Source organism: Thermotoga sp. 38H-to (genome assembly GCF_011057665.1).
Classification (GTDB): domain Bacteria; phylum Thermotogota; class Thermotogae; order Thermotogales; family Thermotogaceae; genus Thermotoga.
On record NZ_LNFZ01000001.1, the window covers coordinates 228,648 to 250,899 of the forward strand.

Genomic DNA, 22,252 nt, shown 5'->3' on the forward strand with positions numbered 1-22,252 from the left:
TTGAACAGAAACCTCCTTCTTTTCGCCTCCGGTTCGTTCGTTTCGCTGATCGGCACCAGGATCTATCAAGTTGCACTGGCATGGTGGCTCTACTCGAAAACCGGCTCGAGCGAATACGTGGGCCTCTTCATGATATCCTCTTTTCTTCCCGCCATAATAGTGAGTCCCTTCGCTGGAACGGTGGTGGACAGGCACAGCAGAAGAAACATGATGGTTGTGATGGATATTCTCAGGGGAGTTCTGTTCATGTATCTGTTTCTCATGGAATATTTCTCAGAGTTAACGATGGCGCTTCTTCTGATCGTCACCGTTCTTGTCTCCGTGTTCGATTCTTTCTTCAATCCAGCAGTTGATTCCCTGCTTCCCGATCTGGTCAGAAAAGAAAACCTGGTCAGGGCGAATTCACTCTACAGGTTGCTGAAGAACCTCTCAAAAATACTTGGACCTGCCCTTGGAAGCCTCCTTCTGAAGGTAGTGGGACTTGCAGGAGTGATTCTCATAAATTCTCTGTCCTTTTTGATTTCAGGAATCTTTGAGATGTTCATAAAGGTTGAAGAAAAGCATCTGAAGAAAGTGTCGAAGGAAAGAAATATGTGGCAGGACATAAAATCTGCTCTTTTGTACATAAGATCGGTGAGGTTCATCCTGGTGACGATACTGGTCATTGCCATCATGAACTTCTTCACAGGTTCAATGCACGTTCTGCTACCTGAACACGTCTCGAAACTGGGAAAGAGCGAGTGGGTCTATGGAACGTTGATGAGTATGCTGTCGTTTGGGGGACTGATAGTCACATTTCTGATGGCAACGATAAGAACAAGAGCCAGCGTGAAAACCCTGGGTTTGAATCTGGTGGGGTACGGGCTGGCTGTTTTCGTGTTTGCCATGACGGGTAACCATTGGCTTATGTTTGCCATGTATTTCCTCATTGGAATCTTTCAAACCCTTTTCAACATAAACGTTATCACACTGCTTCAACTGGCAATACCGGAGGAAATGAGGGGAAAGATCTTTTCCCTGATCTCAGCCGTATCTTTCTCGCTACTGCCCGTTTCCTATGGTTTCTTTGGATTTCTCTCCAGTTACGTTGCAACGGCGCACATCTTCATAACCACTTCCATGGCGCTCATCGCAGGAGGCGTGCTGATTTCTCTTCAGAGGTTTGAGGGGTGAGCGGTTGAAATATCAAGAAGATCTGTTTACCAGCATCAATGAGTGTAATCAAAGGACCGTGATACCAAACACTCCTAATAATAAAATAACGAAAAGGAGCATTACTACTCCTTTTCTTTGGTTGTGAGTGATTTTGCTTTATCTTGTTTGACAAAGTAAATGCGTGTAGGAACTGAATAATATCTCGTCACTCTTTCAGTATCATCTCCCACCAAACTTCTTTGATTCAAAGGTAAGCCACAAAGGCTCACCTCACTGCCAACCAAGCTTCACAACCCAAAAATCAGCGCTTCCATGATTTCCAGTCACATCTCCATCGTTTGATTTGGTAAATCCAGCCACTATGTATCCTCCATCTGTTGTCTGCTGAACTGACCAAGCACTATCCGAACCAGATCCGCCCAGTGCTTTTTGCCACTGCATGTTCCCATTGCCGTCAAGCTTTACTACCCAAGCATCGAGTGATCCATGATTTCCTCGGATAACCCCATCGGTTGAATAGGTTCCTCCAGCCACTATGTAACCTCCATCGGTTGTTTGTTGAACTGAAGTGGCCCAGTCATTTCCGGATCCGCCAAGGGTTTTCTGCCATTCTATGTTTCCATCTTTGTCAAGCTTTACTATCCAAGCGTCAAGCGAGCCATGATTTCCACTAACATCTCCATCATTAGACCAGGTAAATCCAGCTACTATATACCCACCATCGGGTGTTTGTTGAACTGAAAAAGCCCAATCCCAATTGGATCCACCGAGAGTTTTCTGCCATTCTATGTTTCCATCTTTATCAAGCTTTACTATCCAAAAGTCACCGTTTTCATGATTCCCTTTGACATCTCCATCGTTTGACTCGGTATATCCAGCCACTATATACCCACCATCGGGTGTTTGTTGAATTGAAAAAGCATAATCATCACTGGATCCACCAAGAATTTTCTGCCAAATAATTTCTGGCGCAGTTTCAGCTATGCAAATTAAAGAAACAGTAACAAGCATTATACCAAAGAACACAGTGATAAACATCTTGCTCATAAAAACACCCCCCTTACACCATTTAAGTGAACTCTGTCGATTTCTCCAGGCTTTCTGAAAACCTCATTTACTATTTAATTGGTGGTATTGTATCACAAAGCCCCTGATATGCAAAATCTTCTCACTTCAAACCTTAAAGCAAAGAATTCTTTAAAAGCTTCTTTTCCCTTCTGCCTCAACAAAAAAATAATATTTCACCAGTACAGGATATGAGCTTTGCCTTTTCTGATACACCCTGGCTATTATGACCTCACCTCCTTCCACTAGTTATAGTCCGTTTCTTTGTGTTTCAACTCTGGAACAATTTGGTGAGGACCCATAAAAAACAAAAAGCCCGGCCATTTCGACCGGGCTTCCCTATTCATTCAACGTACAGCAGGATAGAACGGTCTATTCTTCTTCGTTCCACTAGTGGTAAAAAGAGACGAACAAGTTCTTCTTCTGTCTCACTGTCGATGGGAACACGGTTTACAACACGAAACGTCATAATCCAGGCTCTGAGGCCTTCTTCTCCGTCTTCTAAAATGCCGTAGAAAGGAGAGTCCGTTCCAGGTATGTGCCCTCTGATGGTCGTACCAAGCCCTGTAAGCTTTTCAAACGTTCCTTCTTTTGCCACAAAAGTGTACTCTCTGCCGTCTGTACCCTTCACAGTTTTTCTGATCACCACAATCACCTCCTCATTCGACCGTTCTGAGATCACTCTCGTTTTTTCCAATTCCAAAACTATGGTATCATTAAGAAAAAACAAACAACGGACGATGGGGGGCGCCGCAAGAAGTGTCTTCAATGTGGTTTGCAGTTCTTTCATCGAATGAGGTGAGGAGAAAACCCGTTGGAGTTAGGCGACTCGGGAGAGACCTGGTGTTCTGGAGGGACAGCTTGGGAAAAGTCTACGCCCTGGAAGACTTCTGCGTGCACCGGAGGGCTAGGCTCTCAGCGGGGAAGGTTATAAACGATAGAATCCAGTGCCCCTTTCACGGGTTTGAGTACGACGGTAACGGCAGGGTGAGGCTTATACCGGCCCTCGGGAAGAACTACAAAGTTCCTGATAGATTTAGGGTTAATTCATACCCGGTTTACGAAAAAAATAACATAATATGGCTCTGGTTCGGAGAAGGAGAGCCAGAGAAGGAGCCAAAGTTCTTCGATGATATAGATGAGGACTTCGCTTATGCGGAGTTCAGGGAGCTCTGGAACGTCCCGTTCCCGAGGGCGGTTGAGAACCAGCTCGACGTCATGCACCTACCTTTCGTCCACAGAACCACCATAGGCCGGGGAAACAGGACCCTGGTCCACGGCCCCGTCGTCAAGTGGATAGACGAAGACAGTTTCATTTTTTACGTGTTCAACGAGGTCGATAGGGGGCAGAGGGTCAAAAGACCCGAGGAACTCAGCGGGGAGGAGTCGAGGGTTTACCTTGAGTTCATATTTCCCAACCTCTGGCAGAACCACATAAGTGAAGGTACGAGAGTGGTAGCCTTTTTTGTTCCCGTGGACAGGCAGAAAACCATGATATACCTCCGCTTTTACGTGAAAATGACGGGATTGAAACCCGTTGATTCCATCATAGCCCGTTTAAGCATGCCCTTAAACAGGATAATCCTCCACCAGGATAGGAGAGTTGTGGAGACCCAGGAGAGGGACATAAGGAAAGATGTCCTCGTCCAGGGTGACCTGCCCATAATGGAGTTTCGCAAAAGGCTTTATAAGGAAAAGAAACTGATTGATTTCCTGTTTGGTGGAGGTCAGTGAGATGTCCGGAGTGAAAACCTATGACCCGACTTCATGGAGACCAAAGCACCTTGACCTCCTGCTTTCAGCTGTAATAGCCTTCTCTCTCCCTGCTGTGGCGGGATGGCTCTATGATCTGAGCGGGGTCCTCATTCCCATGCTTATCTACTACTCCCTCGCCTGGGGCCTTGTGAAGCTGAGAAGAGGCGTTGTAGGCTATGGAACACCCTTCCCGAAAAAGCCTCCCAAGTGGTTCTATGTGAACGTCCTTGTAATACTCACGGCCCTATTCTTTGCCTACCAGGCACGGATTAGAGTTGAGGAAGTTGACCGGTTTGGTGTTCTCCTTACGGCACTTTTGTGGGCTCCGGTGAATGCTTCGACCGAACAGATACTCTGGCTCTACCTGTTTGATTCATGGGACCTGTACCCTGAAAAACCCAGGCTCAGATATCGCCTTGCAGGCCTGGTGTTCTTCGCCGCCTTCGTGGGGCTAATACACACGATGTTCTGGACAAAGTTCCTCCATGTAGCAAGTCCCGAGGGATTCTTTGGGGTGGCGTTTGTGCTGATGACGACCATTTCAGGGTTCATCCACATAGTGGTATGGCGTCAGTCCGGAAACATGGTTTTCACGTTCATACCACACTTTCTTCTGAACCTCGGCCCGCTCTTCTGGACGGGCTATAGCATAGTACCATACCTGTGGAGGTGAGAACCTGCGTCTCTGGTCGCTCCACCCAAAATACCTTGACGCCAAAGGGCTCGTGGCACTCTGGAGGGAAAGTTTACTGGCTAAAAAAGTGCTCGAAGGAAAGACCAGGGGGTACAGAAACCACCCGCAGCTTGAACGTTTTAAAAACCATTCAGAGCCGTTAAAGGCCATAAACGCCTACCTCTTTGAGGTATGGAGGGAAGCGGAAAGGAGGGGCTACCGCTTTGACATCAGGAAGATAGAGGTAGTGGAACTCAAGGAAAAGATCCCGGTCACGAAGGGCCAACTTGAATATGAGTTTCACCACCTCCTCAAGAAACTTCAGAAAAGAGATCCAGAGCGATATGAAACATTGAAAAGCGAAAAGGATATCCACGCCAGTCCTGTGTTTCTGATCATCGAGGGAAAAGTAGAACACTGGGAAAAAGGAGTCTTCCCTTGAATGGATACGAACCTTTTCTGGTTTACCCCGTTCTCATGCCTTCGTTTTCTTTCACTGGATACAGTCATATCCTTTTCTATCCACGAACACTTAAGGCAAGAACCCATAAAAACAAAATAACCCGGCCAAAACGGCCGGGCTGTTCATATCGATCTGGTAGCGGGGGTGGGATTTGAACCCACGACCTTTGGGTTATGAGCCCAACGAGCTGCCAGACTGCTCCACCCCGCACCGTCTAATTCCGTTTTTATAATATAGCATTTCTTTTGTTGCCTGTCAAGGGGAGGGTATCTTGCAAGTTCTCTGTGGTATATGATAAAATTAAAAACAGACGAGCGGGTGTAGCTCAGCTGGTAGAGCACCAGCTTCCCAAGCTGGGGGTCGCGGGTTCGAATCCCGTCGCCCGCTCCACAACCCGGCACATGCCGGGGTATGTTTTTGTGGTATAATCATCCTTGACCCCAGTCTGGGGAAGAACCTGGGCTGGCGGAGACTGATAAAATGGAGGTGTTCGGTGGTGTCTCTCGACCCTGAAAAGAAAAACGAAATCATCAAGGAATTCCAAATCCACGAGAACGACACAGGATCCGTTGAGGTGCAGATCGCTCTTCTCACTGCGAGGATCAAACATTTGACAGAGCACCTGAGAAAGCATCCAAAGGATTTCCACTCCAGAAGAGGACTCATGAAGATGATCGGAAGAAGAAGAAAAATGTTGAAGTACCTGAGACACAAGAAACCAGAAGTCTACCGAGAACTCATTGCCAAGTTAGGTATCAGGAAATAAAATTTTCAGGAGGGGGAAGCGGGCTTGTTGCCCGCTTCCTGATTTAAATTGATTGGGTAGAGGTGATAGGAATATGAAGGAATGGCGACGTAACATCCTTGGAAGAGAACTCGTAGTTCAGTACGGAAAAGTAGCGAAACAATCGAGTGGTTCAGCCCTGGTGAGGTTTGGTGACACAGTTGTTCTGGCAACCGCAAACATTTCAGACAAAGCAGTGGAAGGAATCGACTTTGTACCTCTCACCGTTGAGTTCCAGGAAAGGTTCTACGCTGCGGGAAAGATTCCCGGTGGTTTTATCAAAAGAGAGGGGAAGCCCAGTGAATCTGCCATTCTCTCAGCCCGTCTCATCGACAGGCCAATAAGGCCTCTTTTCCCGAAAAAGCTCAGAAACGAGGTTCAGGTTATCGTGACCGTGCTTTCGGTGGATCCGAACGTTCCACCGGACGTTGTGGGAATCTTTGCCGCGTCCCTCGCATTGAACGTTTCAAAGATACCGTTTGAAGGTATAGTGGCGGGTATTAGGGTTGGTTACAGAGACGGACAGTTCATAGCCTTACCCAGTGAGGAAGACATAGAAAAGGGTCTGATGGATATCACCGTTGCTGGAACAAAAGACGCTGTCACCATGGTCGAAGGTGAAGCAAAAGAAGTAACAGAAGAAGATATGGTGAAGGCCTTGAGATTCGCCCACTCCGTCATAAAAGAACTAGTCGATTTCCAGGAAGAGATTCTCTCAGAGTTCAACGTGGAGAAAATCCCCGTTGTCGAGCCCACACCACCTGAAGGCCTCGTTGAGGCTTTCAAAGATCTTCTAAACAAAGAAGAACTGGAAAGAAGAATCCTCGTAAAGGTGAAGAAGGAAAGAGAAGTGGCTCTCAAAGAGTACGAAGAACAGCTTCTGAATCAGATTGCAGAAAAATTGTCCGTAACCGATTTGGAAGGAATCAAACCCTTTGTCTCGGAACTCTATGAAGATGCCGTCAAAAAAACAATGAGGAGATTGATAGTGGAGAAGGGTATCAGAGCGGACGGGAGAAAACCGACCGAGATCAGACCCATCTCCTGCGAGGTTGGATTGTTCCCGAGAACACATGGCTCTGCTCTTTTCACCAGAGGGGAAACACAGAGTCTCGGTATCGTTACTCTTGGCGCTCCCATGGACGTTCAGATCATAGACACACTCCTCGAAGAAGGCGTTAAGAGGTTCATGCTGCACTACAACTTTCCTCCGTTCTGTACAGGAGAGGTGAAGCCGCTCAGAGGTCCCAGCAGAAGGGAAATCGGGCATGGACATCTGGCAGAAAGAGCTCTGAAGAACATGCTTCCACCCGAAGAAGAGTTCCCCTACACCATAAGAGTGGTTTCTGAGATCCTGGAGTCCAACGGTTCTTCCTCAATGGCCACGGTGTGTTCAGGATCCCTGGCGCTGATGGATGCTGGAGTTCCTATCAAGAAGCACGTTGCAGGAATAGCGATGGGGCTCATTCTCGAAGAAGACGCCGAGATCATACTCACAGACATCATTGGAATGGAAGACCACTACGGTGATATGGACTTCAAAGTGGCTGGAACAAGAGACGGAATCACCGCCTTTCAGATGGACTGTAAGGTCTCAGGTGTCTCAGATGAACTCCTCATGAAAGCGCTCATGCAGGCAAGGGAAGCGAGAATGTACATTCTCGACAGGATGTATGAAACCATCTCTGCTCCAAGACCGCATCTGTCCAAGTATGCACCGATCATAAAGGTAACCAAGGTCGATCCAGAAAAAGTGGCAGATGTCATAGGACCTGGAGGCAGAGTGATAAAGAAGATCATAAAAGACTTCGATGTGAAGGTGGAGATCGACGACGAAACAGGCCTCGTCAAGGTCGTTGGAAGTTCTGAAGAAAACGTTGACAAGGCCATCGAACTCATAAGGGAAATAGCCAAAGAAATAGAAGTGGGAGAAGTTCTGGAAGGAAAGGTCACAAGGATAGAACCTTACGGGCTGTTCATAGAGGTGAGACCGGGTAAGATAGGCCTCCTCCATCAGAGCAAAGTAGGAGAAGATATGAGGCAGTTCTTGAAAAAGGTGAAAGTCGGTGATACCATAAAGGTACAGGTGATCAACATAGATGACCTCGGAAGACTGCAGTTCAAACGTGTCACAGAGGGGGAAAACACTCAGCATGGAAAGACACACAATAAACGAAATTGAGATTTTCACCATACCTTTTGACAAGGCGCGGACGATCTCCTGCGCCTTTTTAATTAAAAAGGGATCCGCTCACGAGCCAGAAGAACTTGCGGGGATCTCCCATTTCATAGAACACATGGCTTTCAGGGGAACAAAAAGCTACGATCACTTTTCTCTCAAGTACACCGTAGAAGTGGTTGGAGGAACTCTCAATGCCTTCACCGATAAACTCGCCACCGCTTATTATGCAAAAGTTCCGGAGTTTCACTTCGGAAAAACGCTGAACGTGTTGAAAGAGATAACTTTCTATCCCATTTTCTCTCCCGAAGACACCGAGATAGAGAGAAAGATCATTCTTGAAGAGTACAAGATGTCCCAGGATGATCCAACCAGTAAACTCTTCGATACTCTGGTGGAAACTGTCTGGCCCGGGCCCTACGGAAGGCCCATCATTGGAAGGAAGGAAACTATTGAGAAGATCTCGTCGGAAGATCTCAGAGAGTATCACAGGAAAAACTACAATCTTCCGGATACCAAAATCATCCTCGCTGGAAAAGTAAACGATGACTACCTTTCTCTTCTGGAAAAAGAATTGAGCGAATTAGAAAGGAACAAGCCAGGAGATCCTCTTCCACCTCCACCTTCGTTCGAACACACGGAACCCAGATACATCGTGAGGAACGACCTGGAGCAGGTACACATTGCCATGGCAAGACCCATTTGTGGAAGAATCAGTGAAGATATATACCCGCTTTATGCTCTCAACACCGCACTGGGAAGTGGAATGAGCTCCATTCTGTTCCACGAAATAAGGGAGAAAGAGGGCTTCGTTTACGATGTGTTCTCCCAGATCTACGCGCTGAAGGAAACAGGAATCATCATCGTGTACGCGGCTCTTTCTCCTGAAAAGATAGATGAGTTCTTCTCAAAGATGAAAGACGTTCTCTCCAATGAATCTCTTTTCATGAAGAATTTCGAATACGGAAAGATGAGATACCTTGGAAAGCTCGATATGGTCACAGACAATCCAGCCGGCATGATGAGTTTCGTGATCGATGATCTCTCTAATGACTCTCTGGAGACCATAGAGGAAAGGGTCGAGAGAATAAAGAACGTTTCGAAAGAAGACTACAGAAGGGCCTACGAGAGATTTATTGCGGGTAACTGGAGCGTGTTCGGAATAGGACCTGAGTCCGGGAAGATTATTGAAAAACACGAGATGATCGTTTGAGGAGGGATTGGATGAAAGAAGCCCTGACCTTTGACGATGTGCTGCTTGTTCCACAGTACAGCGAAGTCCTTCCAAAAGACGTGAAAATAGACACCAGGCTCACAAGACAGATACGAATAAATATACCACTTGTGAGTGCCGCCATGGACACAGTGACCGAAGCGGCTCTGGCAAAGGCTCTCGCAAGGGAAGGCGGCATTGGAATCATTCACAAAAATCTCACTCCCGATGAACAGGCGCGCCAGGTATCGATCGTAAAGAAGACCGAAAACGGCATCATATACGATCCTATCACCGTAACCCCGGATATGACGGTGAAAGAAGCAATTGATCTCATGGCAGAGTACAAAATAGGTGGACTTCCCGTTGTGGACGAAGAGGGAAGGCTTGTTGGCCTGCTCACAAACAGAGATGTCAGGTTCGAAAAGAACCTTTCAAAGAAGATAAAAGATCTGATGACACCAAGAGAAAAGCTCATCGTTGCCCCTCCAGACATCTCCCTTGAAAAAGCAAAAGAAATTCTCCACCAGCACAGAATAGAGAAACTTCCCCTCGTCTCAAAAGACAACAAGCTCGTTGGATTGATCACCATCAAGGACATAATGAGTGTGATAGAACATCCCAACGCGGCGAGGGACGAAAAGGGAAGGCTTCTCGTGGGCGCAGCGGTTGGAACGAGTCCTGAAACCATGGAAAGGGTGGAAAAGCTTGTAAAAGCGGGTGTGGATGTGATCGTCATAGATACCGCTCACGGTCACTCCAGAAGAGTGATAGAGACCCTCGAGATGATAAAAGCGGACTACCCGGATCTACCAGTTGTAGCCGGGAATGTGGCGACCCCGGAAGGAACGGAGGCACTCATAAAGGCGGGAGCGGACGCTGTGAAAGTAGGTGTGGGTCCCGGATCGATCTGTACAACGAGAGTGGTAGCTGGTGTCGGCGTTCCTCAGCTCACGGCCGTTATGGAATGTTCTGAAGTTGCAAGAAAGTACGACGTTCCCATCATAGCAGACGGAGGAATCAGATACTCTGGAGACATTGTGAAAGCACTTGCAGCCGGTGCCGAGAGTGTCATGGTCGGAAGTATCTTCGCCGGTACCGAAGAGGCACCGGGAGAAACGATACTGTATCAGGGTAGAAAGTACAAGGCCTACAGAGGTATGGGTAGCCTTGGCGCTATGAGATCTGGAAGTGCGGACAGATACGGCCAGGAAGGGGAAAACAAGTTTGTCCCCGAAGGAATAGAGGGTATGGTGCCGTACAAAGGAACCGTAAAAGACGTGGTGCATCAGCTTGTGGGCGGACTCAGATCCGGTATGGGATACATCGGTGCCAGAACAATAAAAGAACTCCAGGAAAAGGCAGTCTTCGTGAAAATCACTCCAGCTGGAGTGAAAGAAAGCCATCCACACGACATCATCATAACGAAAGAATCTCCGAACTACTGGGTCCAGGCTTAAGAGAGTTTCTTTATGATTTCGTACTCTTTCATCGCTTCTTCGTGCATGCCGATTTCTTCGTAAAGACGGGCGAGCTTCAATCGAAGCTTCACGTTTTCCGGCTGTTTCTGGAGCAGCTTCAAATAAATCGAAGCTGCTCTTTTTTTCATGCCGATTCTCCTGTAAAAAGACGCTCTGAATCGAGCAGAAAGAAACGGGAGAGCAAGAAGAACAGGGAGAAACGGGTAATATCTATCTTTTTTCTCTTCAGACATCTCCGACTTTTTCGAAACAGCGGCCAGTTTTTCTCTGAGCTTTTCTTTGGGAATGGTGAGCTGTTCGTACTCGTCGAGGATCTCCTCCACGTTCCCAGAGGCGTCCACCTTTGCAGAGATGGAAAAGTATTTCTTTATCTGTTCTTCGAGTTCGTCTGTTTCACTGTATCCCAAGTGATGTGCCACTTCAAAAAGTCTCAGAATATAGGAGTAATTCTCCTCTTTCAGAGGTATCTCCTTTGCTTTTCTCACAAGATGGTAGGCTATTTCTTCGGCATTTTCCACCTTCGAGAGAGCTTCCACCACCTCGAATGAGAACACGAAAGGATCTTCAAGAAACCTGTTCACAAGATCTTCGGCGAACTTCTCGGGGTTTTCTAATTTCAAACTGATGCCGAGCTTCCAGAAAAATGGTGAAGAGAGAAATTCCTCCACGTCTTGCAGTTTCTCAGCAAAACTTTTCAGCTCTGGAAAGATTTTTTCCAGCAGGGGAACTTCTTCCTCGGAAAACATTTCTTCTGTGTCTCTTAGTTTTTCAAGGAGAGCTTGAAAGTCTTCTGAGATGATTTCTCGAGAGAGGGAGGGGTGTTTTTCAACGAGCTTTTTTTTGGCAAAGAGAAACTCTCCAGCATTTTCTAATTCTGGATCAGAGGGGTGTTTTTTCATGTAGTCGAGAAAAAGATCTATGGCGTTGTCCAGATTCGTTTTTGAGAGGTCTTTTATCTCCTCAAGAGATAGCGCCATCGTCAGAAGAGAAGGTATCAGTAGAAGAAGAATGAAGATAATTCTCAAAACTCTCACCCCGCCTCAAAAAGGGGCCTGAGAAATTTCCTCCAGAAGACTTTGAAAAACAGAGCGAGCGGCACTCCCACAAAAGATCCGAACAATCCGAAGAGTTTCCCAAAAAACAGGATGGACAAGATTATGTAAACGGGATTCAGCTTTTCGAGGCCTTTCATCAGCTGAATGAAGACAACGAAGGCAACGGCATGTATGAGGATCGCAAAGAGTGCTATGAGAAGAACACCTTTCACACCGAGAGTGAGAGAAAAAAGAAGTACAGGGATGTATTCCAGGACCACTCCGACGATTGGAATGAAGTTGGTCACAAAAGCCCAGAGGCTTATGATGGCGCTGTACTTCAAGTTGAAAGCTTCGAAAACAACCCAGTAAGAGAGTCCTATTATCACAGCATTTATGAAGATGACCCTTATGTACCTTCCCATACTCGCGTACACACCACGGAAAAACTCTCTCGCTTCCGCTCTTGCACTCTTTGGATAGATGAGGACAAAGAAGCTGGCTATTTCGCGAATATAGAACAGGGTGTAGCCGAGTCCGAAAAGCGTGAAAACAATTATCGTGGTAACAGAGACAAAATTCGTTGTCACGAGCGAAAAGACATAGTTCAGGAAATCTGTGAGCTTTGGTTCAAGAAAATTCATGATCTTATCGAACACCGGCATCAATTCAGGAGATTTTATGTAGTCTTTCCATATCTTGCTTTCAAAAACTTTTGTCATGAATTCGATGAAACTCCCAAACTCGTTGAAAACAGGAGGAATGATCATGTAAAGCGAATAAACCATCACGAAAAAGAAGAGAAGAAGCGCTGCTATCCTGGAGAAGTACTTTCCAAATTTCAGCTTCTCCAGGAAACGAATGACCGGATCTAGAAGGAGTGTGAAGAACACCATCAACACAATCACTGCAAAGACATCCGGGAAAATTTTGAATACGAGAAATGAAATCAATATGTACAGTGTCGTGAAGAAAAAAGCTTTGTCCTCTAAGATCTTCCTGAACTCCTTCAACTTATTTCCCTCCGAGTTTTTCGAGACTCCACTCGACTATCGTTTTGAAAAACTCTTTCTGGTGCTCTGGATCTTCAAAAAGTTCATGGTATCCTCCAGGAAAGCTCACCAGTTTTTTCTCTGTGTTCAGCGCTTCGAAAAACTTCTTGCTTCCCTCAAAAGACACCACCCTGTCATCGGTTCCGTGAAGAATGAGAACTGGAACCTTTATCCTTTCAGCGTCTTTAAGAACCTTTTTCATATGGGAGAGCATATCTGAAGCGAGCTTGAAAGAGATCCTGTCGTGAACGAGGGGATCTCTTATGTACGCTTCCACCGCTTCTCTGTTCCTGGAAAGATCGCTCGGGTTTATCCCGTTGCTCATCGTGAGGAATGGAACAAAAAAGGACAGAAACCTCACCATGAATTCAAGGACCGGAGAATGGGTATCTGGAAGCAGGATAGCGGGGGCCGACACCACCAAACCTTTCTGGTTCTCTGGCTGAAAAATCTGAGTGAATCTGATAGCTATCAATCCACCGAGACTGTGACCAAAGAGCACGAACCTTTCCAGGTCCTTCGTGATCTCGTTCAATATTTTAAAAACGTCATCAAAACGAAGGTGCCCCCTTTTTCCGGGAGATTTGCCGTGACCCGGTAGATCGAAGGTGATCACCCGAACACCCTCTGAAACGAATTCTCTCACAAGTCTTCTGTACCTCCCGGAGTGTTCACCGAGACCGTGTACGATCACAACCGTACCTTTCCAGTCTTCTCCGTGTTTCTGGATGTTCATTCTCATCCCCCCAGAGATCTTTCTATTCTTCTCAAAAAGATCTCCTTTCCAAGAAGAGGAATAATGTTGACGAGTTCAGGACCTTCTTCTCTACCGGTCAGGACCCTTCTCAGTGTCATATAGAATTCTTTTGGCTTTACACCGTGTTGTTTCAGTACTTTCTTGAAGACAGGTGTGATTTCTTCCATGGTCCACCGAACGTTCTGGAGCTCTTCTTTGAGCTGTGAAAACACTCCTTTCATTTCTTCCGGTATTTCAACAGGTGCTGGATCTTCAAAGAAGAAGCGGGACTCTTCAGGAAATTCTGAAAGCACCTCTACTCTCTCTTTTGTGATTTCCAGTACCTTTTTAAAGTACTCCTCGTCGATTATTTTTATCCCGGCTTTCTCAAAGAACGGCTTTGCCAGTTCTGCGAGCTTCTCAATCGGCATGTTTCTCAAATAGTAACCGTTCATCCATTTCAACTTCTGTGGGTCGAAAATCGCAGGGTTCGGGCTGAGCCTGTCCAGAGAAAACGAAGAAATCAATTCTTCGAGAGTGAGGAGTTCTTTACCCTCTGGGTGAGACCATCCAAGAAGTGCCAGATAGTTGACAAGCGCCTCCGGGAGATATCCCATGTCTCTGAACGCTTCCACAGAAGTGGCTCCATGTCTCTTGCTCAGTTTTTTTCCATCGGGTCCCAGTATGGTGGAAACGTGCGCAAAAACGGGGGGAGCCTTTTCAAACGCTTCGTAGAGAGCGAGCTGTCTCAGTGTATTTGAGAGATGGTCGTCTCCACGGATAACGTGTGTTATTTCCATGAGCATGTCATCCACCACACAGGCGAAATTGTAGGTGGGAAGACCGTTGCTTCTCATTATCACAAAATCTCCAATTGCTCCTGTCTTGAACACAACCTCACCTTTAACCACATCGTTCAGTACGTAGTCTTTTCTAGGCATCTTGAAGAACACAGCCGGCCTCAAACCCTTTTCTTCGTATTCCCTTCTTCTCTCGGGAGTATCAAACTTTTCGAACATCTCCTGAGAGTAGTGAGGTGCTTTTCCTTCAGAAAGGAGTTTCTCCCTCATCTCTTCTATCTCTTCAGGGTAAGCGTAAACGTAATAGGCCTTCCCCTCCTTTACAAGCCTTTCAGCGTATTCTCTGTATATTTCTACTCTCTCGCTCTGCCTGTACGGACCGTGGTCTCCTCCCACGTCCGGTCCTTCATCCCACAGAAGACCAAGCCACCTGAGAGATTCCATGAGCTTCTCTTCGTACTCCCTCTCAGATCTCTCCAGATCGGTGTCTTCTATTCTGAGGATGAACTTTCCTTTTTCTTTCCGCGCGAAAAGAAAGTTGAACAGAGCGGTTCGAGCTCCTCCAACGTGGAGAAAACCTGTAGGGCTCGGTGCGAATCTCACCCTTACCAATTCAGAACACCTCCCAGTGTGTATTCACCGCTGAGGATCTTTTTCAGCACTTCCTCGGGCGAATGCGGCGCTCCAAATACGTCGATATACCTTCTTCCTACATCAGAGGGAAAATGGGCGTCCGATGTCACTATCACCCTGAGATTTTTCTTCCGGGCATTTTCTTTTCCTTCTCTACTCACCACTTCAGCAACAGGAACCTCGAGATCTGGAAAGAAGCCGAGCTGATACAAGACACCGAATCTCTTCTCAACATGCGCGTAAACCGGCATCCCTCCATAGGATTGAATCAGCTCCACAGCCTGAGACAGTGTGAGATCTGAAGGAAAACCGAGCGGAATGTCTTCGTAACCAGTGTAATTTCCCTCTTCGTCAACAAAGAGCTGGTAGCCCATTTTCTCATGATCGTGTTTCACCGATGGAAGATGTTCGTAAACGATCTTCGTGACTTTCAATGCGCTTTCAACATCGGAAAAAAAACCGAGCACGTGAACATCTTCCACTGTCTGTATCTCTATTCCAGGGACAACGAGTTTCTTCATTTTCAGAAAAGCAGGGACGTTTTTTGCGCTGTTGTGATCAACTATGCCGAGAATCTGTATATCCCTCGATGCTCTCTCCACAACGGGTGGTATCATCAGCAAATCTGCGCACGGTGACAGACACGTGTGCACATGTAAGTCTGCCTTCATCTCAACCCCAGCTCGTACACCTTCCCGGAAACCATGAAGGAGTTCTCCTGAGATTTGAGGAGCACCACACCGTTCTCCTCTGCCTTCTTCACAGTGTCCTTTTCGTATTCATGACCGTCACAGAGAACGATTCCCTTTATTCCGACAACCGTGGCAACCGCTATTATGTTGACGTGAGACTGCACCGTGATCCAGAGTGTCGAAGGCTGGGCTTTCCCCAGCACTTCACTCAAAAGGTCACAGGTGAAACCGTGTTCCACTTCCGTGTTCAGATCACCGCACACATGTTCAAGCCCCAGTTTTTCCACTATCTCCCCTATCCTCACCTCTATCCCTCCTGAAGAACACCATCTCAACGATTACACCCTTTCCCACTTCCGAGATGATGACCATCTTATCGGAGTACCTTTTCATGTTTGGAAGCCCCATCCCTGCACCAAAGCCGAGCTCTCTGATGTGGTCTGGAGCTGTTGAATAACCTTCTCTCATCGCGAGTTCCAGATTTTCTATCCCTTTTCCTCTGTCTTCTACCCTCACCGTGATTTTCTCATTGTCGATAAAGCAATATATGTATCCATCGGATTCGCTGTGGATGACAACGTTTGCTTCCGCTTCATAAGTAGCTATTGCGATTCTTCTTGCCAGTTCTTCATCCACTCCTCGCTCCAGGAGAAACCTCTTCAATTTGGAAGCCCCTATTCCGATCATGTTCACATCGAAGTAATCTATGTGGAAAACAAAATCCGCTTTTCCTTTTTCCAGGACTTCTCCCGTGATCAGTGAAGTTCCTTTTTCCAGGACTTCTTCCATCCTTTTGTCGTGCAGGTACATGATGCCGAGTTTTGCCAGAAGAAAATAGATGATGTCGTGCTTTGTCACGATCCCCACAAGTTTTCCCTCATCGTCGACAACGGGAAATCTCCCGTAACCGTATTTCTCAAAGGTCTTGACGGCGTCCTGGAGGGTGTCTGTTTCTTTCAAACACACCACGTTCTTCGTCATGCGCTTTTCAACCCTGTCTTTTATGTAACTTCCCTCGAGGGCCTTTATAATGTCTTCCAGACTGACGATTCCCACCACCCGTTTTTTGTCATCCACAACGGGCACGCCTGAAATCCTCTTTATCCTCATAATTTCTTTCACGTGAAGAAGCGTCTTGTCCGGTGTTACATATATCACATCCGGATTCATGAATTCGGAAACTCTAACATCCTGGAAGATGGTCTGCAATCTGTCTATGATGGAAACGCTCATTCTACCCCTCTCCTGACGGGCTTCAAACCGTTCATGTAAAGTCTGCCACAAGTTTCGAACATGGAAAGATTCGTTGCAAGAACGGTGATGTTGCATTCTTTCGCAAAATTGACTATAGTCTCAGGAATATCTTTTTTTCTGACGAAGAGAACAGCGGGTATCCCCACCACCATGGCGGTTCGCACGGCCTGTGGAGAGTGAAGCCCTGTGATCAGAAGAACGTTCGGCTCAGCAAACGCGAGAACATCACTCATGAGATCTGTGGCAACGGCTCTTTCTATGTTCAGATCTTTGTCTCCACAAAGGATCTCTCCTTCCACGATTCTGGCGATCTCTTCTACTGTCACATAAACACCTCCTAAGAAACCTTCCTGAGAATTCTAGGAGGTTTTCTGTCTTTTCTTCTGAAACGAAGCAGAGAATAATAGGCGAAAACGCTTCCCAGCGCAAGTACGAAGGTTACCCAATCTTTCAGCCTAAAAAGGTATCCAGTTATCACAGTCACCGCGAATATCACAAGGGGAAGAAAATAAACGAGTGTTGATACCTTCAAAGGATCGTACTCGGGTATGTCTACCATAACCTCATCACCGGGCTTCAAATCTTCTCCACACCAGTCTATCTCGAGTTTTATCTCGTTGTCGGAAAGACAGATGTTCTTTGCCGGGCAACTCCCACAAGCGCTCGTTCTAGCTTTTGTCACCACCACTTTCCCGTCTTTCACTTCTCGAACATACATTTTTTCTACGATGGTATCACCCCTTCACAACACCAAGAGGAATCATCCTGGCCACTCTTCTCGAAATACCTATCTCATGAACGATCTGCACCACTCTATCCACGTCTTTGTAAACCTCAGGAGCTTCTTCAACCAGAGTCTTTTTACTCTTGCTCATGACGACAATATTCTTTTCTGCCAGTTCATCGAGAACTTCTCTGTAATCCAGCCTTTTCAGGGCAGCGGACCTTCCAAGGACTCTCCCCGCTCCGTGTGCGGTGGAACCGAAGGTCTTTTCTTCGGCTTTCTTTGTCCCCACCAGAAGATAGGAAGCAGTCCCCATGTCACCCGGTATGATGACGGGCTGTCCCACTTCTCTGTAGATCGAAGGAACCTTTTCGCTTCCGGGACCAAGAGAACGTGTAGCACCCTTTCTGTGAACGACCAGTTTTCTTCTTTTTCCGTCAACTTCGTACTCTTCCACTTTTGCGATGTTGTGAGCAACGTCGTAGATGAGATCAACACGTGTGTCTCTCCCGAACACTTTCCAGAAAGCTCTTCTAACGAGATGCCCGAGGATCTCCCTGTTCGCGAACGCATAGTTTGCCGCGCAATTCATGGCAGAATAATAGGCCTGTCCGAGTGGATGTTCGAACGGAGCGTTTATGAGCTGTTTGTCGGGTAGATTTTTGTTGTGTTCCTTCAGTTTATCCCTCATGAGCCTTATGTAGTCGGTTGCAACCTGATGTCCGAATCCTCTGCTTCCGGAGTGGATCATCACCGTGATGGTACCGATCTCCAGCCCAAAAAATTCAGCGAGTTCTTCGTCGTATATTTCCTGAACCATTTGAACCTCCACGAAGTGGTTTCCCGCACCGAGAGTTCCGAGCTCGTCACTTCCTCTCTCGAACGCTTCTTCTGATACGTACGAGGGATCCGCTGGATGTATTTTTCCACCGTCCTCGATTCTTTCTAAATCTTCCTCGAGACCGTACCCTGACTTGATAGCCCACTCCGCACCTTCAACGAGAACTTTCCTGAGCCCCTTCTTGCCGAGAACGATGTCTCCCGTTGAACCAACACCCGCGGGAACGAATTCGTATATAGCTTCGACGAGAGGTCTTATTCTATCTTTCACATCTTCGTAGGTGAGATCTGTCTTCATCAGGCGTACTCCACAGTTTATATCGAAACCAACACCACCTGGCGAGATGATTCCTTCTTTCACATCGAAGGCGGCGACTCCTCCTATTGGGAAGCCGTAACCCCAGTGTATGTCCGGCATTGCGAGGGCGTATTTCACGATACCGGGAAGCGTGGCCACGTTCATGAGCTGTTTCATCGCTTCTCTGAACTGAGGATCGTTCACACTCTCAGCGTCCGTGAATACGATCGCGTCAACCTTCATATTTCCCTCTTTTGGAATTCTCCAGATGTATTTATCGAGTCTTTCTATCTTCATAATTTCTCCCTCCCACTTTTAGTTTATCATTAAATAGTGGAGGATAGATTATGAGTGAGGTTCGTTTCGCTGTCGATGCCTCGCTGGTACCGCTTGCAAAAAAGTTGAGAACCCTCGGGTTAGATGTGATGGTTTGTTACTCTGAAGAACCCGGGAAAGTCCTTCTGATATGCAGGAAAGAGGGTAGAATTCTTCTCACAAAAAGACCTTCTCTTATAGAATTTTTCGAAAAATATGGACAAGAAGTCTTCTATATTAAAGACGAAAAAGATTTGAAAATGGTGGTAGAACATTTTAAACTGAAACCAGAACGTGCAAGGTGCCCGTACTGTAACAGAGAACTCTTGCCGACTCCACGTGAGGAAGTGATTGAAAAGGTGCCTCTGTACGTTTTTCTGAACGCAGAGAAATTCTCCAGATGTCCCAGCTGCGGAAGAATCTTTTGGAGAGGATCTCATTTAGACTGGGTGAAGGAAGTGATACCAGATGGTTCCGGAGAGACTGAAACAGATAAAGGGAATAAGGATTCTGGAAAGCGGGGATGAAATCCCTCGGGAAGGTTTCACCTGTAGATTTGGAAAGTACACAGTTGTGGCAAATAATGAAGAGTCTTTCGAAATCGTCAGACTTCACAAAAGGCTCACCGTTTATGAGCTGCTACTCTCTCTTGTGGATTCAATGTGCGTTCATCCGAAAGAGGAAGCTCTCAGGTTTTCCCTCAAAAAAGTCAGAGAATTTCTGGATGCGGAAGAAGTCTATCTGATAGAGGGCGATGTTTCTTATTCTTCGAAGGGAGAGAAACTCTCCATCGATGAGATAAAAAAGAAACATCCAGGGGCGAGTGTGAGAGAGTGGAAGAACAAACTGCATCTTGTTGTGGTTCGCGAAGGCGCATTCGATGAAGAAGAAGAGGTACTCTGTACGAAACTTTTAGAATTCATCGGAAACGTATCAGAAAAACTCTGGAGGCTTAAAGAAGAAGTCCAGAAATTGAAAAAGTCGTACGAAGAACAGCTGAAAGTTTCAGAGATACAGAAAGAACACATAAAGAAAATGAGAATAATTTACTACGTCAGCCAGGCCATGAGATCTGTTTATGATCCGAACAACCTTTACCGTGTGATTTTGCTCAGTCTTGTTTCAGAGAGAGGATTCAATTTCGACCGTGCTGTTCTTCTCAAAAAAGATGAAGGTACAGGCTCTCTGATGGTCGTTTCCGCGGTGGGTGGCGACACACCCCAGGAACACGAAGAACTCAAGAGATACCTCAGAAAAAGAACCTTGCGATACACAGATCTGGTACAGTTTCTAAGGGAGGAGGCGCTCACATTCTCGTTTGAAACGAAATTCAATGAAAAAATAAGGGGAAAGAGATTTTACTACAGAGAACATCCGATATTCGAAAGGGTGGTTTTGAGAAAGAGCATAGTGAGGACTTCGAGAGAAACCCTCGAAAAAATCAGGTACGAAGTAGAAGATGTCATAAGTATTCTTGAAAACGATGAATTCCTAGTCTTTCCACTCGTTGGGCGGTGGGACACTCTTGGTGTTGTGATGGTGGATAACAAATTCAGCAAAAAGGAAGTCACCGATCTGGATCTGGACGTGCTCAAACTCTTCTCTGAAAGTGCAGGCCTTGCTCTGGAGAACACATATAATTACGAAAACCTGAGAAAGAAGACTCTGGATCTTCAGCGTCAAAACGAACTCGTGGAACACCTCAGGAACTTCAGTGAAAGCATTCTGGAGAGCCTGGAAACAGCCATCATAACGCTGAGCAAAGATGGGCGCGTAACCGAATGGAACAGAAAGGCAGAACAACTGTTTGGTCTGAAGAAAGAAAACGTACTCGGAAGAAGGCTCAAAGATCTCCCCGGCTTTGAAGAGATCGGATCTGTCGCAGAGAGCGTTCTTGAAAACAAAGAACCCGTGTTTCTCAACTTCTACAAATTCGGAGAAAAGTATTTCAACATAAGATTCTCCCCTTTCAGAAACGCTAAAACACAGTTGCTCGAGGGGGTCATCATCACGATCGACGATGTCACAGAGCTGTACAAATACGAAGAGGAAAGAAAAAGAAGAGAAAGACTTTCCATACTGGGAGAAATGACAGCAAGAGTCGCTCACGAGATAAGGAATCCAATAACGATAATAGGCGGCTTCATAATGCGCATGAAGAAGCATCTTGACGATCCAGAGACGCTGAAGAAATACATCAACATAATAACGAACGAACTATCCAGGCTCGAAACGATCGTCAAGGAAATCCTGGAATACAGCAAAGAACGGCAGGTGCTGGAATTCACCGAGTTCAATCTGAATGAACTCATAAGAGAAGTTTACGTTCTATTCGAGGAAAAGATCAGAAAGATGAACATAGACTTTTGCTTTGAAACGGACAACGAAGACCTCAGAGTTGAAGCCGATAGAACGAGGATAAAACAGGTACTGATAAACCTTGTTCAAAATGCAATAGAAGCGACAGGAGAAAATGGTAAGATAAAGATAACGTCGGAAGATATGTACACCAAGGTGAGAGTGAGTGTCTGGAACTCGGGTCCTCCCATACCGGAGGAGATAAAAGAAAAGATATTCTCACCGTTCTTCACCACAAAGACTCAGGGAACAGGTTTAGGGCTTCCGATTTGTAGAAAGATCATAGAGGATGAACACGGAGGAAAAATATGGACAGAAAACAGAGAAAACGGGGTTGTTTTCATCTTCGAAATTCCAAAGACACCAGAAAAGAGGTGAGAGAATGAAAAGGATACTGGTTGTCGACGATGAGCCGAACATAAGGGAACTTTTGAAAGAGGAACTTCAAGAAGAAGGCTACGAAGTTGACACGGCAGAAAACGGGGAAGAAGCCTTGAAAAAATTCTTCTCCGGGAATTACGACCTGGTGATTCTCGACATAGAGATGCCTGGTATCAGTGGACTGGAGGTAGCCGGTGAGATCAGAAAGAAAAAGAAAGACGCAAAGATTATCCTCCTCACGGCCTATTCTCATTATAGATCCGATCTTTCTTCGTGGGCAGCGGATGAATACGTTGTGAAGTCGTTCAACTTCGACGAATTGAAAGAGAAAGTGAAGAAGCTACTTTCGTGACACAGGAGGTGTGAA

23 protein-coding genes and 2 tRNA genes are annotated in these 22,252 nt (G+C 46.3%); 12 read left to right on the forward strand and 13 right to left on the reverse strand.

Annotated features, from left to right (window positions below):
* A complete protein-coding gene (locus tag AS158_RS01115; RefSeq protein WP_004081535.1) occupies positions 1 to 1,173 on the forward strand; it encodes an MFS transporter in 1,173 nt (390 codons plus the stop codon).
* A 252-nt stretch (positions 1,174 to 1,425) separates the two neighbouring features.
* Here AS158_RS01115 and AS158_RS01120 read toward each other — a convergent pair whose 3' ends face one another.
* Both AS158_RS01120 and AS158_RS01125 read right to left on the reverse strand, forming a co-directional pair.
* The gene (locus AS158_RS01120; RefSeq protein WP_004081536.1) at positions 1,426 to 2,202 is read right to left on the reverse strand and encodes a hypothetical protein; all 777 of its coding nucleotides are present in this window, start codon (positions 2,200 to 2,202) and stop codon (positions 1,426 to 1,428) included.
* Positions 2,203 to 2,563: 361 nt separating this feature from the next.
* Positions 2,564 to 2,866: a hypothetical protein gene (locus AS158_RS01125; RefSeq protein WP_011943902.1), complete on the reverse strand. Its 303-nt coding sequence runs from the start codon at positions 2,864 to 2,866 to the stop codon at positions 2,564 to 2,566.
* Between the two features lie 122 nt (positions 2,867 to 2,988).
* Here AS158_RS01125 and AS158_RS01130 point away from each other — a divergent pair, with 122 nt between their 5' ends.
* From AS158_RS01130 to AS158_RS01140, 3 genes are read left to right on the forward strand one after another with little or no spacing between them, the layout of a single operon-like run.
* Positions 2,989 to 3,954, forward strand: coding sequence for an aromatic ring-hydroxylating dioxygenase subunit alpha (locus AS158_RS01130; protein ID WP_012311161.1), 966 nt, complete (start codon positions 2,989 to 2,991; stop codon positions 3,952 to 3,954).
* Between the two features lies 1 nt (position 3,955).
* On the forward strand, positions 3,956 to 4,648 hold the full coding sequence (locus tag AS158_RS01135; RefSeq protein WP_004081539.1) for a hypothetical protein: 693 nt from the start codon (positions 3,956 to 3,958) through the stop codon (positions 4,646 to 4,648).
* A 4-nt stretch (positions 4,649 to 4,652) separates the two neighbouring features.
* The gene (locus AS158_RS01140) at positions 4,653 to 5,090 is read left to right on the forward strand and encodes a pyrimidine dimer DNA glycosylase/endonuclease V (protein ID WP_012896509.1); all 438 of its coding nucleotides are present in this window, start codon (positions 4,653 to 4,655) and stop codon (positions 5,088 to 5,090) included.
* A gap of 154 nt (positions 5,091 to 5,244) precedes the next feature.
* Here AS158_RS01140 and AS158_RS01145 read toward each other — a convergent pair.
* Positions 5,245 to 5,321: transfer RNA gene (locus AS158_RS01145), tRNA-Met, on the reverse strand.
* A 104-nt stretch (positions 5,322 to 5,425) separates the two neighbouring features.
* Between AS158_RS01145 and AS158_RS01150 the strand changes: the two genes are divergently transcribed.
* The 5 genes from AS158_RS01150 (at position 5,426) to guaB (ending at position 10,747) form a co-directional block, all read left to right on the forward strand.
* Positions 5,426 to 5,501: transfer RNA gene (locus AS158_RS01150), tRNA-Gly, on the forward strand.
* A 103-nt stretch (positions 5,502 to 5,604) separates the two neighbouring features.
* Positions 5,605 to 5,877 (forward strand): 30S ribosomal protein S15, encoded by a 273-nt coding sequence (rpsO, locus tag AS158_RS01155; protein ID WP_004081540.1) that lies wholly within the window; start codon positions 5,605 to 5,607, stop codon positions 5,875 to 5,877.
* Between the two features lie 73 nt (positions 5,878 to 5,950).
* Positions 5,951 to 8,077: a polyribonucleotide nucleotidyltransferase gene (gene pnp, locus AS158_RS01160; RefSeq protein WP_165304365.1), complete on the forward strand. Its 2,127-nt coding sequence runs from the start codon at positions 5,951 to 5,953 to the stop codon at positions 8,075 to 8,077.
* Positions 8,049 to 9,287, forward strand: coding sequence for a pitrilysin family protein (locus AS158_RS01165; protein ID WP_038034408.1), 1,239 nt, complete (start codon positions 8,049 to 8,051; stop codon positions 9,285 to 9,287). The genes pnp and AS158_RS01165 overlap by 29 nt, the downstream gene beginning before the upstream one ends.
* Positions 9,288 to 9,298: 11 nt before the next feature.
* Positions 9,299 to 10,747: an IMP dehydrogenase gene (gene guaB, locus AS158_RS01170; RefSeq protein ID WP_004081543.1), complete on the forward strand. Its 1,449-nt coding sequence runs from the start codon at positions 9,299 to 9,301 to the stop codon at positions 10,745 to 10,747.
* Here the strand turns inward: guaB and AS158_RS01175 are convergent.
* Genes AS158_RS01175 through AS158_RS01220 form a run of 10 tightly spaced genes read right to left on the reverse strand, consistent with a single transcriptional unit; the run spans position 10,744 to position 19,128 of the window.
* Positions 10,744 to 11,793 (reverse strand): tetratricopeptide repeat protein, encoded by a 1,050-nt coding sequence (locus tag AS158_RS01175; RefSeq protein WP_165304366.1) that lies wholly within the window; start codon positions 11,791 to 11,793, stop codon positions 10,744 to 10,746. The two genes, guaB and AS158_RS01175, sit on opposite strands and share 4 nt — an antisense overlap.
* A gap of 5 nt (positions 11,794 to 11,798) precedes the next feature.
* Positions 11,799 to 12,815: an AI-2E family transporter gene (locus AS158_RS01180; RefSeq protein ID WP_165304367.1), complete on the reverse strand. Its 1,017-nt coding sequence runs from the start codon at positions 12,813 to 12,815 to the stop codon at positions 11,799 to 11,801.
* Position 12,816: 1 nt separating this feature from the next.
* Positions 12,817 to 13,590 (reverse strand): alpha/beta hydrolase, encoded by a 774-nt coding sequence (locus AS158_RS01185; RefSeq protein WP_165304368.1) that lies wholly within the window; start codon positions 13,588 to 13,590, stop codon positions 12,817 to 12,819.
* A 2-nt stretch (positions 13,591 to 13,592) separates the two neighbouring features.
* Positions 13,593 to 15,002 (reverse strand): glutamate--tRNA ligase, encoded by a 1,410-nt coding sequence (gene gltX / locus AS158_RS01190; protein ID WP_165304369.1) that lies wholly within the window; start codon positions 15,000 to 15,002, stop codon positions 13,593 to 13,595.
* The gene (locus tag AS158_RS01195; protein ID WP_165304370.1) at positions 14,996 to 15,694 is read right to left on the reverse strand and encodes a PHP domain-containing protein; all 699 of its coding nucleotides are present in this window, start codon (positions 15,692 to 15,694) and stop codon (positions 14,996 to 14,998) included. The genes gltX and AS158_RS01195 overlap by 7 nt, the downstream gene beginning before the upstream one ends.
* Positions 15,691 to 16,020 carry a DRTGG domain-containing protein gene (locus AS158_RS01200; RefSeq protein WP_008195226.1) on the reverse strand — a complete coding sequence of 110 codons (330 nt, stop codon included), beginning with the start codon at positions 16,018 to 16,020 and terminating at the stop codon, positions 15,691 to 15,693. Before AS158_RS01200 ends, AS158_RS01195 begins: the two co-directional genes overlap by 4 nt.
* Positions 15,983 to 16,948 carry a CBS domain-containing protein gene (locus tag AS158_RS01205; RefSeq protein WP_165304371.1) on the reverse strand — a complete coding sequence of 322 codons (966 nt, stop codon included), beginning with the start codon at positions 16,946 to 16,948 and terminating at the stop codon, positions 15,983 to 15,985. The genes AS158_RS01200 and AS158_RS01205 overlap by 38 nt, the downstream gene beginning before the upstream one ends.
* Complete coding sequence (locus AS158_RS01210; protein WP_008195222.1) at positions 16,945 to 17,295, reverse strand: DRTGG domain-containing protein; 351 nt, start codon at positions 17,293 to 17,295, stop codon at positions 16,945 to 16,947. Before AS158_RS01210 ends, AS158_RS01205 begins: the two co-directional genes overlap by 4 nt.
* An 11-nt stretch (positions 17,296 to 17,306) precedes the next feature.
* Entirely contained in the window at positions 17,307 to 17,672 is a 366-nt protein-coding gene (locus AS158_RS01215; protein WP_231556572.1) for a SoxR reducing system RseC family protein, read from the reverse strand.
* Between the two features lie 31 nt (positions 17,673 to 17,703).
* Complete coding sequence (locus AS158_RS01220) at positions 17,704 to 19,128, reverse strand: RtcB family protein (protein ID WP_008195218.1); 1,425 nt, start codon at positions 19,126 to 19,128, stop codon at positions 17,704 to 17,706.
* 50 nt (positions 19,129 to 19,178) lie between these two features.
* Between AS158_RS01220 and AS158_RS01225 the strand changes: the two genes are divergently transcribed.
* From AS158_RS01225 to AS158_RS01235, 3 genes are read left to right on the forward strand one after another with little or no spacing between them, the layout of a single operon-like run.
* Complete coding sequence (locus tag AS158_RS01225) at positions 19,179 to 19,673, forward strand: Mut7-C RNAse domain-containing protein (RefSeq protein WP_008195215.1); 495 nt, start codon at positions 19,179 to 19,181, stop codon at positions 19,671 to 19,673.
* Positions 19,615 to 21,882: an ATP-binding protein gene (locus AS158_RS01230; RefSeq protein WP_165304372.1), complete on the forward strand. Its 2,268-nt coding sequence runs from the start codon at positions 19,615 to 19,617 to the stop codon at positions 21,880 to 21,882. Before AS158_RS01225 ends, AS158_RS01230 begins: the two co-directional genes overlap by 59 nt.
* Before the next feature lie 4 nt (positions 21,883 to 21,886).
* On the forward strand, positions 21,887 to 22,237 hold the full coding sequence (locus tag AS158_RS01235) for a response regulator (RefSeq protein ID WP_029682976.1): 351 nt from the start codon (positions 21,887 to 21,889) through the stop codon (positions 22,235 to 22,237).
* Positions 22,238 to 22,252 lie beyond the last annotated feature (15 nt).

Excerpts from the sequence above, each read along its gene's own strand:
- pnp (WP_165304365.1), top strand. The coding sequence starts at position 5,951 with ATGAAGGAATGGCGACGTAACATCCTTGGAAGAGAACTCGTAGTTCAG.
- AS158_RS01165 (WP_038034408.1), top strand. The coding sequence starts at position 8,049 with ATGGAAAGACACACAATAAACGAAATTGAGATTTTCACCATACCTTTT.
- AS158_RS01235 (WP_029682976.1), top strand. The coding sequence starts at position 21,887 with ATGAAAAGGATACTGGTTGTCGACGATGAGCCGAACATAAGGGAACTT.
- AS158_RS01185 (WP_165304368.1), bottom strand. The coding sequence starts at position 13,590 with ATGAACATCCAGAAACACGGAGAAGACTGGAAAGGTACGGTTGTGATC.
- AS158_RS01195 (WP_165304370.1), bottom strand. The coding sequence starts at position 15,694 with ATGAAGGCAGACTTACATGTGCACACGTGTCTGTCACCGTGCGCAGAT.
- AS158_RS01230 (WP_165304372.1), top strand. The coding sequence starts at position 19,615 with ATGGTTCCGGAGAGACTGAAACAGATAAAGGGAATAAGGATTCTGGAA.
- AS158_RS01130 (WP_012311161.1), top strand. The coding sequence starts at position 2,989 with ATGTGGTTTGCAGTTCTTTCATCGAATGAGGTGAGGAGAAAACCCGTT.
- AS158_RS01220 (WP_008195218.1), bottom strand. The coding sequence starts at position 19,128 with ATGAAGATAGAAAGACTCGATAAATACATCTGGAGAATTCCAAAAGAG.
- AS158_RS01135 (WP_004081539.1), top strand. The coding sequence starts at position 3,956 with ATGTCCGGAGTGAAAACCTATGACCCGACTTCATGGAGACCAAAGCAC.
- guaB (WP_004081543.1), top strand. The coding sequence starts at position 9,299 with ATGAAAGAAGCCCTGACCTTTGACGATGTGCTGCTTGTTCCACAGTAC.
- AS158_RS01225 (WP_008195215.1), top strand. The coding sequence starts at position 19,179 with ATGAGTGAGGTTCGTTTCGCTGTCGATGCCTCGCTGGTACCGCTTGCA.
- AS158_RS01120 (WP_004081536.1), bottom strand. The coding sequence starts at position 2,202 with ATGAGCAAGATGTTTATCACTGTGTTCTTTGGTATAATGCTTGTTACT.
- AS158_RS01205 (WP_165304371.1), bottom strand. The coding sequence starts at position 16,948 with ATGAGCGTTTCCATCATAGACAGATTGCAGACCATCTTCCAGGATGTT.